This is a genomic window from Cytobacillus sp. FSL R5-0377 (genome assembly GCF_038004385.1).
Lineage (GTDB): Bacteria > Bacillota > Bacilli > Bacillales > Cytobacillaceae > Cytobacillus.
In genome coordinates, this window is record NZ_JBBORA010000001.1 from 866472 (window position 1) to 881360 (window position 14889).

At 39.8% G+C, this 14889-nt stretch carries 12 protein-coding genes; 4 read left to right on the forward strand and 8 right to left on the reverse strand.

Features of this window, described 5'->3' with window-relative positions:
- Positions 1–9: 9 nt before the first annotated feature.
- A complete protein-coding gene (gene coxB, locus NSQ49_RS04250; protein WP_159862536.1) occupies positions 10–1086 on the reverse strand; it encodes a cytochrome c oxidase subunit II in 1077 nt (358 codons plus the stop codon).
- A gap of 111 nt (positions 1087–1197) precedes the next feature.
- Positions 1198–2136, reverse strand: a complete 939-nt coding sequence (gene cyoE / locus NSQ49_RS04255) for a heme o synthase (protein WP_159862535.1) — start codon at positions 2134–2136, stop codon at positions 1198–1200.
- A gap of 633 nt (positions 2137–2769) precedes the next feature.
- Between cyoE and NSQ49_RS04260 the strand changes: the two genes are divergently transcribed.
- Positions 2770–3747, forward strand: a complete 978-nt coding sequence (locus tag NSQ49_RS04260) for a COX15/CtaA family protein (protein WP_159862534.1) — start codon at positions 2770–2772, stop codon at positions 3745–3747.
- Positions 3748–3947: 200 nt separating this feature from the next.
- Here NSQ49_RS04260 and pyc read toward each other — a convergent pair whose 3' ends face one another.
- From pyc to NSQ49_RS04275, 3 genes are all read right to left on the reverse strand, one after another.
- Positions 3948–7388 carry a pyruvate carboxylase gene (gene pyc, locus NSQ49_RS04265; RefSeq protein WP_251282765.1) on the reverse strand — a complete coding sequence of 1147 codons (3441 nt, stop codon included), beginning with the start codon at positions 7386–7388 and terminating at the stop codon, positions 3948–3950.
- Between the two features lie 182 nt (positions 7389–7570).
- The gene (locus NSQ49_RS04270) at positions 7571–8773 is read right to left on the reverse strand and encodes an FtsW/RodA/SpoVE family cell cycle protein (RefSeq protein WP_159862532.1); all 1203 of its coding nucleotides are present in this window, start codon (positions 8771–8773) and stop codon (positions 7571–7573) included.
- A gap of 455 nt (positions 8774–9228) precedes the next feature.
- Positions 9229–9510 carry a YlaN family protein gene (locus NSQ49_RS04275; RefSeq protein ID WP_061793419.1) on the reverse strand — a complete coding sequence of 94 codons (282 nt, stop codon included), beginning with the start codon at positions 9508–9510 and terminating at the stop codon, positions 9229–9231.
- A 276-nt stretch (positions 9511–9786) separates the two neighbouring features.
- Between NSQ49_RS04275 and NSQ49_RS04280 the strand changes: the two genes are divergently transcribed.
- Positions 9787–10284, forward strand: a complete 498-nt coding sequence (locus tag NSQ49_RS04280; RefSeq protein WP_159862531.1) for a peptidyl-prolyl cis-trans isomerase — start codon at positions 9787–9789, stop codon at positions 10282–10284.
- A gap of 86 nt (positions 10285–10370) precedes the next feature.
- On the opposite strand, the gene NSQ49_RS04285 is transcribed toward NSQ49_RS04280, so the two are convergent.
- The gene (locus tag NSQ49_RS04285; RefSeq protein ID WP_251282911.1) at positions 10371–11702 is read right to left on the reverse strand and encodes a PhoH family protein; all 1332 of its coding nucleotides are present in this window, start codon (positions 11700–11702) and stop codon (positions 10371–10373) included.
- A 335-nt stretch (positions 11703–12037) separates the two neighbouring features.
- Here NSQ49_RS04285 and NSQ49_RS04290 point away from each other — a divergent pair, with 335 nt between their 5' ends.
- Positions 12038–12643, forward strand: a complete 606-nt coding sequence (locus NSQ49_RS04290) for a YhcN/YlaJ family sporulation lipoprotein (RefSeq protein ID WP_159862529.1) — start codon at positions 12038–12040, stop codon at positions 12641–12643.
- Positions 12644–12725: 82 nt separating this feature from the next.
- Here NSQ49_RS04290 and NSQ49_RS04295 read toward each other — a convergent pair whose 3' ends face one another.
- On the reverse strand, positions 12726–13181 hold the full coding sequence (locus NSQ49_RS04295) for a pyridoxamine 5'-phosphate oxidase family protein (RefSeq protein ID WP_251282764.1): 456 nt from the start codon (positions 13179–13181) through the stop codon (positions 12726–12728).
- 222 nt (positions 13182–13403) lie between these two features.
- On the opposite strand from NSQ49_RS04295, the gene NSQ49_RS04300 reads away from it, so the two are divergent.
- Positions 13404–13604 carry a YlaI family protein gene (locus NSQ49_RS04300; RefSeq protein WP_159862527.1) on the forward strand — a complete coding sequence of 67 codons (201 nt, stop codon included), beginning with the start codon at positions 13404–13406 and terminating at the stop codon, positions 13602–13604.
- 74 nt (positions 13605–13678) lie between these two features.
- Here the strand turns inward: NSQ49_RS04300 and NSQ49_RS04305 are convergent.
- A protein-coding gene (locus NSQ49_RS04305; protein WP_341070436.1) for an IS3 family transposase occupies positions 13679–14844 on the reverse strand; the annotation gives its coding sequence in 2 pieces (ribosomal slippage) (positions 13679–14568 and positions 14568–14844; 1167 coding nt in all).
- Between the last annotated feature and the right edge of the window lie 45 nt (positions 14845–14889).

A 14889-nucleotide genomic window follows, 5' to 3' on the forward strand; every position in this document is an offset into this window, starting at 1 on the left:
AAAAATCCCCTATTGTTCCATAACTTTCAAGCCCATTAAATATTCAGCAAGGGCATCAAGCTCTTCTTCAGACAATTCACCATAAGTACCTGTCATTTTATTGCCAGGCTTGAATGTTTCAGGATCTCTTAACCAATCCTTAAGGTCCTCTTCAGTATGATCAAGGATACCTGCAATACGGTCACGATCACCGAAGTTTGTTAAGTTTGGAGCTAAACGAGCTGCTTCAGGAGCAGTGTTTGCCGGTGTTACAGCATGACAGCCGATACAGCTGTTGTTGAAGACTTCCTGACCAGCTTGAGCCAGATCTGTCTCCGCTTTTTTAGGTTCCTTAACTTCTGCCATAGCAGTTGCCCATTGATCGAATTCTTCACGTGGAACCGCTTTAACTTTGAAATCCATTAATGCGTGGGATGGACCGCAAAGCTCAGCACACTTTCCGTAGAAGAAATTATCTGCTTCTTCAGCCTTTTCACTGTCAAACTTCAGCCAGAATTTATTCACGTTGTCCGTGTTTGTATCCAGCTTACCGCCTACAGCAGGAATCCAGAAGGAGTGCTTTACATCAGAAGCAATAAGATTGAAATAAACTTTTTCATCCGTTGGAACAACTAATTCCTGGCCAGTGATGATTTCCTGGTTTGGATACTCAAATTCCCACCAGTATAAGTTTGCACGCACATTTACAACAAGTGCATCTGTCTTGCCTTCTTCATTCTTCTTTTCCATTGGGCCTACATCAGCAAGCTTAAAGGTAGCTGAAACTGTCGGTACAGCAAGAATAAGAAGCAAAAGAATAGGAATAACAGTCCAAATGATTTCCAGTTTGTGGCTTCCTTCAACTTGTTTTGGAATTCTGTCGTCCTTTCGGCGGAACTTAAATACAACAATAAAGAAGATTACTGTTACGACCGCAATTACTCCTACCATAATTACAGTACTTAACACCATCAAATCAAATTGTGTCTGCGCCACTTCGCCGGCAGGATTCAGCGTTGATAAATACGGTTTGCCGGAGCAAGCGGAAAGAATGAGCGCCATCATTGCAAACAGAGAAAAAAGACGCCACTTTGCAAGCCTTTTCATAGCTTAATCAAACCCCTCTTTCGTAAAGATTTCATTTTTTGAATTGTTTGATCAAAAAATATGGATAAATCCCCTCCCGTTATAAACGAAAGAAGGAATTTCCTAACTAAGTTAAATAAGTGTGATGATTACCATAGCTACAAACATAATGGTCAGATATTGCAGGGAGTATACAAACATTAATGTAGCCCATTTAATATCATCATTAAACTTTCTTGCGTATAACCCGGTTAATAACCAGCCAATATTTAAAGCACCAGCAAGTATTAAGAAAGGCAATCCTAATGATGGCATAAGAAACGGCAGCGGCAATAGTGCTGCAACCCATAAATAAATATGCCTTTTAGTTGTTTTAAATCCTTTTACTACTGGAAGCATCGGAACTCCCGCAGCCCTATATTCCTCTGCCCTTCTCATTGCAAGTGCATAAAAGTGAGGAGGCTGCCAGATGAACACGATAGCAAACAGTACCCAGGCCATGGGATCAAGGTTGCCATCCACTGCTGCCCACCCGATCAGCGGGGGAACTGCCCCTGAAATGCTGCCTACAATCGTATTGGATACAAACCTGCGCTTCGTCCACATTGTATATAGAACAACATAGCTGAAAACACCTAGTAATCCAATTACAACCGCTGCTGCTGTTGTAAACATTAAAAAGGCCGTACCAAGGCCAATAAGCAGAAAACTCAAAAGTGCCACCTTGCCTGGGTTCACTTTCCCAGTAACAGTTGGCCTCCCTTTTGTCCTTTCCATTAAAGGATCAATGTCGCGGTCAATAAAATTATTTAAGCTGCAGGAGCCTGCAATAATCAGTGAAGAGCCGATTACTGTATAAAGAACTAAATCCAGATTATTGAAAAATCCTTTTCCGGAAAAATGCAGTGCAAGCCAAAGACCGGTGAAAGTTGTAATTAGATTGGAATTCACAATGCCAATTTTGATTAGAGCAAGGAAATCCTTCCAAACTGTAGTCTCAGGCAGATCTTTTTGAAGGCTTCGCTCTGTGTTCTCAATAGCTGCATCACTCAAAGCCCGTGAGTCAGACATATCTTTTCCTCCTTAATCCCTTATCGCGAACATTACACCTACTATAAAGTATAAATGCCCTGAATGCCATATTCACGATAAAAAACGAGGGGTGAACCCTGGATGAATAATAATCATACTAATAGTTTTCTACCATTAATAATGTATTTAAACTGTTTACTATCTAAATGAACCCAAACCATTTCTCTGTATATTAAATCACACTTTAAAACTCTTTTGTGAATTTTTTTAGAATAATTTATGACTAATTTGTGTCAAAGCCTAAATTCACTTAAAGAAAGGGTTTATTTTTGAGATAATAAAGCTGCTTCAGAAAACTACGGAGGATAAAGTATTCTCACTTTTATGTATTTTAGGTTATTTTCCGCGACAGGGGACAACCATTTTATACCCCCTTTATATTTCTAGCAAACTCTATTATAAGTTTCAACCTTTTTTACTATAATTAACTTTATAATTTTTATAACTGTTGTAAAAAGCATTTTATTCCTGTACTATCGAAAAAGTAACTAGACTCTCTTCATATATGGATTTTCAGAGGATCTCTGTTAAGATATATAATGAATAAATACGCAGTAATTCAATTATAGACACTATTGATAAACACAGAATATATAAAGAAGGTGAAAGGCTTTGCAACGATCTTTAAAATGGTTTGCCGTTCTAACATCATTCGGCATGCTTTTAGTCTTGCTGGGCGGTGCCCTGGTTACGAAAACTGAATCAGGAATGGGGTGCGGGAAATCGTGGCCGCTTTGCAATGGCGAACTGGTTCCGACCGATATTACTCCTGAACTGATTATTGAACTGGCCCATAGACTGGTTTCAGGCTCTATCGGGTTTATGGTACTTATATTATCGATTTGGACATGGAGAAAAATAGGTCATATTAGGGAAACAAAGTTTTTATCACTGACTTCTCTGTTTTTCCTTATCCTGCAGGCTTTAATTGGAGCTGCCGCCGTAGTCTGGGGGCAATCTGATTTTGTGCTCGCCCTTCATTTCGGGATATCTTTAATATCATTTGCTGCAGTACTGCTCCTGACTTTGCTTATTTTTGAAGTAGATAAAAAATTCGAGGCAGAGAAGCTTATTATCGATAAAAGAATGAGGAAACATATTATTGGGGTTTCGTTATACAGCTATGCAGTTGTTTACACCGGCGCTCTAGTGCGCCATGTAAATGCCAGCCTTGTATGCCGTGACTGGCCATTATGCATAAATGATTCCTTCGCACTTCCTGCCAATATGTATGAATGGGTACAGATGGGGCACCGGGCCGCTGCTGGATTAATTTTTATATGGATTGCTTATATTACCTATCTAGCCGTTAAACATTACCGGGAACAGAAGGTGATTTACTGGGGCTGGATTATATCATTTATCTTAGTATCGCTCCAGGTTGCTGCAGGTGCATTAGTTGTTTTAACCAGACTTAACTTGTATATAGCTCTTGCCCACGCCTTCTTTATTTCCTGCTTATTTGGAGTATTAAGCTATTTTATCCTCCTGACTTCACGAAGCAGAAAGAATGAGCTTGCTGTTTCAGGAGTTAAGGAAAAAGAGAAAAATGAAGAATCTGGAATTCCTACCGTTACTTCTATCCCTTAATTTAAATAAACAAAAGAGCTTCGGCATTCTTCGCCGAAGCTCTTTTGTTATGAATTCTGCTGTTGATTTCCGCTCCAGACACGCAGCAAACCAGCGGGGAGGAATGCAAGTCTCCCCTGCGAGGATCAAGTGCCGCGGCGAAGTTCACTCAACAAATTTAATTAAGTTAGAGAAGCAATAGACTTTACGAAAACAGCTATTTATTTAGATAAATCTATCAGTAAATCTCCTGTTTGAATTGCTTCTCCATTAGAGACGAAAATATCCTTTACCGTTCCAGAGAATGGTGCTTGTACAGTGGTTTCCATCTTCATAGCCTCGGTAATCATTAAATGATCCCCTTTTTCGACTTTTTCACCTTTTTCTACAAGTAACTTGATGACAGTTCCCGGCATGCTGGCTGCAATATGGCTTTCATTATGCGGATCAGCTTTTGCCTTGGCTGCTGTTGTATCTTTAATGCTTTCATCTTTTATGCTTACTTCACGCGGCTGTCCATTTAGCTCGAAATAAACAATTCTGGTCCCATCTGCTTGAGGCTGGCCAATCGAAACTAATTTAACAATTAATGTTTTACCTGTTTCAATTTCAATTTCCACTTCCTCACCCAGTCTTAAACCATATAGGAATGTAGGGGTATCAAGAACGGAAATATCACCAAATTGATCACAGGTCTTTATATATTCCATAAATACTTTTGGATACAGCGCATAGGCAATTGCCTCAAAGCTTGTTACCTGTCTGCCCAATTCTTTAAAGAGTTTTTCTTTTATTGCATCGAAGTCGGCATCTTCTAGAAGCTCACCCGGGCGTACAGTGATTGGCTCCCTGTCTTTCAATATGACCTTCTGCAAGTCCGCCGGGAACCCTCCATATGGCTGTCCTAAGTAGCCCTCGAATAATTCTACCACTGAGTCAGGAAAATCCAGAGATTTGCCTTTATTCAAAACATCCTGCTCTGTCAGCTGATTCTGGACCATAAACAATGCCATATCACCGACTACCTTGGATGAAGGTGTAACTTTAACGATATCTCCAAACATATGATTCACTCTGGAGTACATGTCCTTAACTTCATCCCACTTATCCCCCAGGCCTACCGCTTTAGCCTGCTGCTGAAGATTACTGTATTGCCCTCCAGGCATCTCATGCTGGTAGACTTCTGAATGAGGGGCTTTCATGCCGCTTTCGAAGTCCTCGTAATATTTGCGGACATCCTCCCAATAGTAAGATAATTGCTCGAGCGACTGGATATCAATATTTGGCTGCCTGTCATTCCCCTGCAGTGCGTAATATAATGAATTAGCACTTGGCTGAGAGGTCAGGCCAGCCATTGTGCTTAAAGCTGTATCCACAATATCCACTCCAGCTTCAATAGCTTTTGCATATGTGTAAATTCCATTTCCGCTTGTATCATGGGTATGAAGATGAATTGGAATATCTACTGTTTCTTTCAATTCAGAAATAAGAGTGTATGCTGATTGCGGCTTCAGTAAACCAGCCATATCTTTGATGGCCAGAATATGAGCTCCCTGATTTTCCAGCTCTTTTGCCAAATCTTTATAGTATTTAAGGTTGTACTTCGTTCTGGCTGGATCCAGAATATCACCTGTATAGCACATAGCGGCTTCGGCAATTTTTCCTGTCTGGCGGACAGCATCGATTGCGACTTCCATCCCTTTAACCCAGTTAAGGCTATCGAAAATACGGAATACATCGATTCCTGCGTAGGCTGATTTTTCTACGAATTCCCTTATGACATTATCTGGATAGTTCTTATATCCCACCGCATTCGAAGCTCTAAGAAGCATCTGGAATAAAACATTTGGCATCTTTTCCCGCAAAGTCAGCAGCCTATCCCAAGGATCTTCTTTCAGGAATCTATAAGCAACATCAAAAGTTGCACCGCCCCACATCTCAAAAGAGAACATATCCGGAAGCAATTTTGCTGTCGGCTCTGCGATATGCTTCAGATCATTTGTTCTTACCCTTGTCGCGAGCAGCGATTGATGCGCATCACGGAAGGTAGTATCCGTAATCAGGACTTCTTTTTGTTCTTTAATCCATTTAACAAGCCCTTCAGGACCTTGATTATCTAAAATTTGCTTGGTCCCGTCCCGGTAATCTGTGCTGTATTTTAATTTCGGAACTCGCGGCACATCAAATACCGGACGTTTTTTCTTTTCAATTCCCGGAAATCCATTTACTGTTACGTTCCCGATATAATTCAGCATCTTTGTTCCGCGGTCTTTCTTTTTCGAGAAAAGGAATAGTTCAGGAGTTTCATCAATAAATGATGTATCATATTCACCAATTAAGAATTTCTCATGTTTTACCACATTCTCAAGGAAAGGAATATTTGTTTTAATTCCCCGGATACGGAACTCCTGAAGGTTCCTTACCATTTTTGAAGCTGCCTGCTGAAAAGTCATTGCGTGTGTTGATAGTTTAACTAGCAGTGAATCATAATATGGTGTGATCACTGCTCCCTGGAAACCATTTCCTGCATCAAGTCTCACGCCGAAACCGCCGCCTGATCTGTATGCCATTAATCTGCCTGTATCAGGCATGAAGTTATTTAACGGATCCTCTGTTGTAACACGTGATTGAATGGCATAGCCATGTATATGAATATTTTCCTGTTTAGGAACACCAACTTCTTTGCTGTGCAGCGAGTAGCCTTCAGCCACAAGGATTTGCGTCTGTACGATATCAACACCTGTTACCATTTCGGTGATCGTATGCTCAACTTGCACACGCGGATTTACTTCTATGAAATAAAACTGATCACCTGAAACAAGGAATTCGACCGTTCCTGCATTTAAATAATCTACGTTCTTCATCAGGTTTACAGCAGCTTGGCATATATCGTCTCTCAGATTCTCAGCAAGGGACACGCAAGGTGCAACTTCAACAACCTTCTGATGGCGCCTTTGGACTGAACAATCTCTTTCATATAGATGAACAATATTTCCTTCTTGGTCACCGATGATTTGAACTTCAATATGTTTTGGTCTTTCTATGAATCTTTCAACATAAACCTCATCATTGCCAAAAGCTGCTTTTGCCTCTGATTTTGCACGCTCATATGATTCCTTTACTTCCTCAAGGCTCCTTACGATACGCATTCCTCTTCCGCCGCCGCCCAATGAAGCCTTAATGATAATCGGGAAGCCGTAATTTTTTCCGAAGCTAATTACATCATCCAGGCTCTCTACCGGACCATCACTGCCTGGAATAACCGGAATTTCAGCAAGCTGGGCTTGAGTTCTTGCTTTTACTTTATCTCCAAACATATCCAGGTGCTTCGAAGTAGGGCCTATAAATATGATCCCTTCTTCCTCACACCGTTTTGCAAATTCAATATTTTCAGACAGAAACCCGTAGCCCGGGTGAATTGCATCAACATCACTGCTTTTAGCTATATCAATGATTCCTTCAATATCAAGATAGGCTTCAATCGGTTTTTTGCCTTCCCCTACCAGATAAGCTTCATCCGCTTTATAGCGGTGGTAGGATCCGGAATCTTCTTTGGAATAGACAGCTACCGTGCGAATATCCAGCTCTGTGCACGCACGGAATACACGAATGGCGATTTCTCCTCTGTTGGCTACTAACACCTTGTTAATTCTTCTGCTCAAATAAAACACCCCGTCTTTATGTATTTTTTGGCAATATTCTGCCAAATCTAAGTTGAGGCCGGGCGGGTTTTCCGCTGTCCGGCCATTATAACTTTGATTGGCTGCCTCCTGATGGAAGCACTTATGTAATCAGCAAATGCTGATTGATATATAAATAAAGCACTGTTAGGTTAACTGTGTGCTTATTTATGGATTGAAAAAGATTTTTCGGAGGCCATTTCTATGGATTCCGGATTTGTTTCTTCATGTTTATTTTTATATTTTTTTTCATAATTTACGAACATAGATACATTTACAAGAATCCCCATTGCAATCGAAAGCTGAAGCAGAGATGATCCTCCATAGCTTATAAAAGGAAGTGTAACCCCGGTAAGCGGCATAACGCCCGAAATCCCTGCAAGATTAATGAACGCCTGAATTCCTATCATGGCGGAAATGCCGATAGCAAGTAAGCTGCCAAAAGCATCTTTACACTTTAAACTGATAAAGATCCCCCTCAGGACAATGTACCCAAGAAGCAGAATGACAAAACCTACTCCAAATGCTCCAAGCTCCTCTGCAATTACGGCCATAATGAAGTCAGTATGAGCTTCAGGAAGATACCCAAGTTTTTGTATACTCTCACCTAGGCCGAGCCCTTTTAATCCGCCTGCTCCAAGGGCAATGTAGGAATTCGAAAGCTGATAGCCGAATTCCGAACCAAAGGGATCTCTAAATGCTTCTACCCTCCCCAATCGATAAGGTGCAAAAATCTTATCTTTTAACAGGAGGATAAAAGGAGCAGCCAGCAGCACTCCGAAAAGCCCCAGTTTAAATATGTTCTTGAAATTCATGCCTGATGTAAAGATCACTGCTCCAGCCACAAGCAAAATGATTATGGCCGAACCAAAATCAGGCTGGACGGCAACCAGTATTACGGCAAGAATCAGATAAGCAAGCGGGGGAAGAACCCCTTTGTTAAATTCATTAATATATGGCTGCTTTTTTGCGTAGACAGCACCCAGGTATATAATGACTGATAGCTTAACAAACTCTGCAGGCTGCAGGCTTCTTTTGCCGATTTCAAACCAGCTCATAGCCCCGCCCGCCACTTTTCCAAATATAAATAACGCAATCAGGCCTAATAAAGAAAAGAACACCATTGGAACAAGAAATTTGTTGCTTTGCATAGCTTTGTATGGAAATAGAGCCACAAAAACGAAAACAATGCCTGAGATAATTAAATTCAGTTTTTGCTTATTATAAAAAAAGTCGCTATCCTGGCCATAAATCTGCACAGCTGTTACCATACTTGCACTGAACACCATAATGAGACCAAAAACAGATAACAGGGCTACAGCTATTATCAAGGTATAATCATATGATTTTAATATTTTTTTTAACATTCAGCCCTCTTCCCTTATCTTCTAAGTTTATTACTTATTCTACTATAATATTAAATATCCTGCTTTGAAGAAAAGAAAAGTTAATTTAAATGTAACACAGCTAAGGAAATAATTCTACAATTATGTTATACCAATTTTTAATTGTGTTATACAATATTATTTTTTCTTCCCTTTTCGATATACTAATTTTATTCAAAGGCTTTATTTGCATTTATTATTGATTTTCGCCAAGCAAAATTATCTGTAAATTTCTCAGGACATATAATATGCTTCCTTGGGCATACACTGCACGCGGAAAAATCATACTTCTTTTATGGAATAACGCACCTTTTGCCGCAATTAACTCATTAAGAATATACAAAAACAATTAACCTTGCCAGTATATCCTTTTTTAACCTGCTACGGTTATAAAAAAACTCAAACAATCTTTGAAAAGATGTTTGAGTTTTTTAAAATTATTTTTTTACTGAAGCTTCGTGGAGCATAGACAGCTCCCTTTCCAATTCATCCAAAATAGCTTTGCCTTCGGTCTCTTCGATTAATCCGAGACGGACAGCAAAATCAATTTCTCTGGATAAGCCAAACATCTGGGTATCAAGAACTTCCTCATATAGAGGGCATTGAGGCATGGTTAGATTATCCATTTGCACCTTTATTAACTTTAATATTTTAGCAGCATCTGCCTTTAATAGGGCATTTGCTTTTTCTTTGTGATCAATAATCATGTCAGAAGCCAACTTTCAATCCCTCCATTTCCGAGCGATTATCCTATCTATAAATTTTATACTTAAGCATGGAAAAAAGCAAGGATAATAAGGGATTTGATAGAGAAATGATATCGGCAGCAGGATAAAACGCCGCTAATATAGTGTGTCATCAATCATTTGATCCGTTCAGTTCAAATAACTTTATCCATCTACATTCCTGGATGACTGTATGACAAGCGGCATAATCATCTGTATAATTAAGTTATACAGATATTTAGCATGAATAGAGCTGCCAGGAGGTTCAATATGGAAAATATAATTGCTTTTAAAGGAAATGTAAAATATAAAATCACCTTGGATCCGGGAGTCTGGATATTCGACGATCGGAGGGTGGATTTAACAACATATTTTATCCAAGAAAATCTCAGAAAAAATGAACTTGAGGAATATACAAAAGCAGTCTCAAAGCATTGGGATAGAGAAATCATGGAAGGTGCAGTTTTTCCTCCTACACTTAAAACAGAAAAGAAATACGAAAAAGAAAAGGTTCTGACAGGCACATTCGGTATACCCTTTAAACCATTCCTAATGAACGCGGAGCCGGAAGAGAAAGCAGAATTTGTTGTAATTGAAAGTGAATATGGTGAAACCCGGTTGTCTCTTTCTGAAGCCGAGGAATTAATATTGGGGTTCTCAAAGGATGGGAAACCATTAAAAGAGGATGGGCCAGTTCATGCCTATTTCGGGGACGGCAGCAACCAAAATTCACCTATAAAAAGAGTGAAAGGATTTAGAGTGGAATGACCGGAGAGGGCGATATGAATCGCCCTTTTTTCGCAGTCTCCTCCCCGGCATGAAATCCTCAGAACTCATAAACTCTGCCATGCAGGCTATAATAGGTCTGCAGCAAGCTGGGCAAGGCCTGATCTCTCACCTTTAACCAGCTTGACATGACCTGAGATAACCTGATCTTTAAATCTTTCCACGACATAGGTGAGACCGTTGTTATAAGCATCCAGGTAGGGATGGTCAATTTGCTCAGGGTCCCCCATCAGGACAATTTTACTTCCTTCCCCCACTCTGGTTAAAATGGTTTTCACTTCATGCTTCGTCAGGTTTTGAGCTTCGTCAATAATAATGAATTGATCAGGTATGCTTCTGCCCCTGATATATGTCAGAGCCTCAACCTCAATTGAGCCCATACCTGCCAATATGGCATCCAATTCGCCGGGCTTTTTGACATTAAACAGATATTCCAGATTATCAAAAATCGGCTGCATCCACGGCCGTAACTTTTCCTCTTTTTCACCCGGAAGGAATCCCAAATCCTTGCCTACCGGCACAATGGGGCGGGCGACCAGCAATTTTTTGTACTTCCCATAATCTTCAGTCTGCATTAAGCCGGATGCCAGCGCCAAAAGGGTTTTTCCAGTCCCAGCCTTGCCGATAAGCGTTACAAGCGGCAGATCAGTTCTCAGCAATAGCTCAAGAGCCATTGTCTGCTGCACATTTCGGGGCTTAATTCCCCAAATATGGTCATGGTCAAAAATGAGTTTTTTCACTTTCCTTCCACTTTTATCCACAATGCCAAGTGCAGACGATGAGGAGCCAAGTGCATCTTTCATAACCAGAAACTGATTCGGGTAGAAAGGGTGATTTGCTATTTCAGATAGCAGCAGCTCACCTTTTTCATAAAAACGGTTCATAATATCGAGACCTATATATACTTCCAGAAACCCTGGATATAAATGATCATTTTCCACTACACGGTCACTTAAGAAGTCCTCTGAAATTAACCCTATAGCATCCGCTTTAACTCTGACAAGGGCATCTTTGCTTACAAGAATTACCGTTCGTCCATTTTCTTTTGTCTCTTCTTCCAGGGACAAGTTTTTGGCAACTGCCAAGATCCGATTATCATTCGTTTTCTCAACAAAAATCTCCTGAAGTTCATGAAATGATCTGTGATTTAATTCAATTCGCAGGCTTCCGCCATTTTCAAGAGGTATTTTCTCATGGAGCTTACCCGTCTCCCTCATGCTGTCAATCAGCCGGGATACTTGCCTTGCGTTCCTCCCAATTTCATCCATATACCTTTTCTTAGAATCAACCTCTTCCAGAACTACTGCCGGAATGACTACTTCATTATCTTCAAACGAAAATATGGAATTAGGATCCTGCAACAAGACATTGGTATCTAATACGTAAATTTTACTCAATATGATGCCTCCTGCTCCTCTTGTGTCATTATAAAGCTAATTACAAAAGCGAGGTCCCCTGCCTGCAGATATGCAGTTAATGAAAGGATTACCTTCAATCCTGATGGATTCTTATCCTGTTGTTTTATATTATTCAGCCTTTAAAAGATGTTGATTAATTAGGAAGAAATGCTTCTCATACAATGTGGACAAATCTATCTTGGTAAAAATATATGTAATGCCGAATAAAGATAGAAGAAATTTTGCACAATAACATTTAAGAATCCTCAATATTCCTGAACCTGAAAAAATTCAAGCTTTCATTTTCAGGGAATTTTGATGTCCCGGAGGTGTCGTATATGAAAAAAGTGCTGTTGATATGCATGACAGGATTACTTTTAACAGGGTGCAACATGAACAATAATCAGGCCCAGAACGATCAGGAACAGAAAACTACAAACACCGTAAATGTAAAAAATAGCACCATACAGGAAGTTGACAGAGAAACTGGGCAGCAAGTTTCCAGGCATCTCGTCGATTTGGCTTCCCGAGTTCCTAATGTCAATGATGCCACAGCAGTTGTTCTTGGACGCTTTGCTGTAGTCGGAGTAGATGTAAATAAAAACCTGGATCGTTCTGATGTCGGATCTATCAAATATTCAGTTGCCGAAACCCTTAAAAATGATCCTCATGGTGCAAGAGCAATTGTAGTGGCAGATCCTGATATTAACGCAAGACTGCGGGAAATATCTGATGACATTGAAAACGGCGAGCCCCTGCAGGGAATCATGAATGAACTGGCAGATATCGCCGGCCGTCTAATGCCAGAAGTCCCTGCCGATCTGGTTGATCCTAAAAAGGAAAATGAGAAAAACGCAACCGAAACTCCGAAGAAAAAACTCGATAATGATCAGGAGAAACAGCTTGAACAAAAACAGGAAAAACAATCGAATTTCTATAAGTAAATGTGTCTGAACCGATGCATTTATCATTAACGGATAGTCAAAAGCCGCTATTCGAACAGCAAAAGCTTAGTTCCCTTGGGAACTAAGCTTTTTTCATCGCTTCCATTACCTGTTTGTCCAAACGGGCCGCTGCGTCTTTATCATATGTTTTGTCATATTGAGGTTCTACTACGATTTTAGAGCCGTAAAACATGACATCACGGACTTCCTTTACAGTGATTTCCATAAGCGCCAGCTTCAGAGGCACTCCCTCCATTTTTTCAGCCTTAACCGAAGCTTCACCAGCTATGGAGTATGTAGATTCATTCGCGATAATATTCAGAACAACTTTGTTATTGCTGTTTATGTTTTGAACAATTCTCGAACGGTTATCAACTGCAAAATATAATGTTTCCTCATCTTTTGCCAGTACCCATGAAATCGCATTGACATTAGGTCCGCCAGTTTCAAAATCAACAGTGGCAAGCGTGACGAAGCGTTCCTTTTGCAGTTCGTCATACAATGGTTTAATTAATTTCGGTTCTACCTGATTTGCCATTCTTTTCCCTCCTTTATTTACTTCATCATAGTATGATGAAGCTTTTCTTTCAACCTATAACTTCTCATCCTTATAACCTTTACACTTTCTTTATAATATAAACCAACACATGATAACCGATACAGTCTGATCTAAAAATTAAATTGCTGCAAAGCATTCGAATCGAGCCTTAACTTATACTATAATGGTATTAACAACAGTTAAAACAATATGAGGTGTCCAATGCGAGTAAAATGTGTATTATGCGATAAAATTGAATCCATTGAAAACGAGTCCCTACAGGCTAAACGTCTCCGCAACCGCCCAATTCACACATATATGTGCAGACCATGCGAAACAAGAATTACAGAAAGAACACAAAAAAGAGCTGATACTGGAAACTTCAAGCTATATCGGAGCAAAGTCCAGGAGGAAGAATGGTAAACTGGACACATTCAAAAAAAAGCCGCCCCAAACAATTTGGACTGACCCGCGGTTTTGAGACTTAGAAAAAACACCTATGCTGCCTGTCCTCTATATTCAATAGGGGACAGGTAGTTTAATTTTGCCTGAATGCGTATTTCGTTATAATAACTCATATATTGATTTACGATATTTACTAACTTACAATGAGAAAGAGAAGATCTTTTTTGATCTTTGAATCCTTCCGACTTTAGCGAGGAGTGAAAGGATTCGATGACGGCATTATCATGGCAGTTTCCCTTTCGGGACATGCTTGTGATCATGCCGTTTTCTTTTGCCATATTCTGAAACGCATAGGAGGTATACACAGCCCCCTGATCCGTATGAATCATGATTCCTTCAGCTGGTTTTCTTTTTTCTAGAGCTTCCCGAAGGGTGCTTAAAACCAATTGAGTTTCCTGGCTTGTGCTCACCTTAAACGCTACAATTTCATTGTTGTACAAATCCATAATTGTCGACAGATAGACCATTGATGGACCATAAGGCAGATATGTAATATCTGTGACCCACTTCTCATTCGGCTTATCTGCTCTAAATTGCCGATTTAATAAGTTTTCAACAATAATATTGGTTTCTCCATTTAAGTATTTAGGTCGCTTCACCTTTATCTGGCATTGCACTTTGTATTTTTGCATAATTCTTTGGACTGTCTTCCGATTAACATCAACCCGATGATTTCGTTTGAGAAGAGCTTTAATTTTCCGGTGACCATAACGAAAATGATTTTCCTCGCAAAGATGTACTATAAGCTCTTCTAATGGACTCATTATGGTGTGAATATACTTTTTCTTCCACCGATAATAAGTAGCTTTTGGTACTTCCAAGGTACCTAAAATACTGATTATAGAATACACAGAAGACAGCTCCTCTACGACTTTTAACACGACTTGCGGCTCCAGCTCCTTTCTATCTCTTGGTACTTTTTTAAAATATCCAGCTGCATCTCCAATTGTTTATTCTTCCTTCTTAATTCATCTACTTCACTTAATTCGTCTGGCCCCTTACCATACGTGTATTGTTTGCCTACGGGCTGAGAAAACCGGTGAACCTGACCTTCTCTATGCCATTTCATCCAAGTTTTGATTTGTGAAACATTTCTAATTCCGAGCTGTTCCATAATTGCCTGATTGCTTAATCCCTTTTGCTTTAACTTAATCGCTTCCCACTTTATTTCTTCTGGATAATGAACTCTTGTCCCCATAAGAAAAACACCTCCAAAAATCGTATAGATATTAAATACGATTCA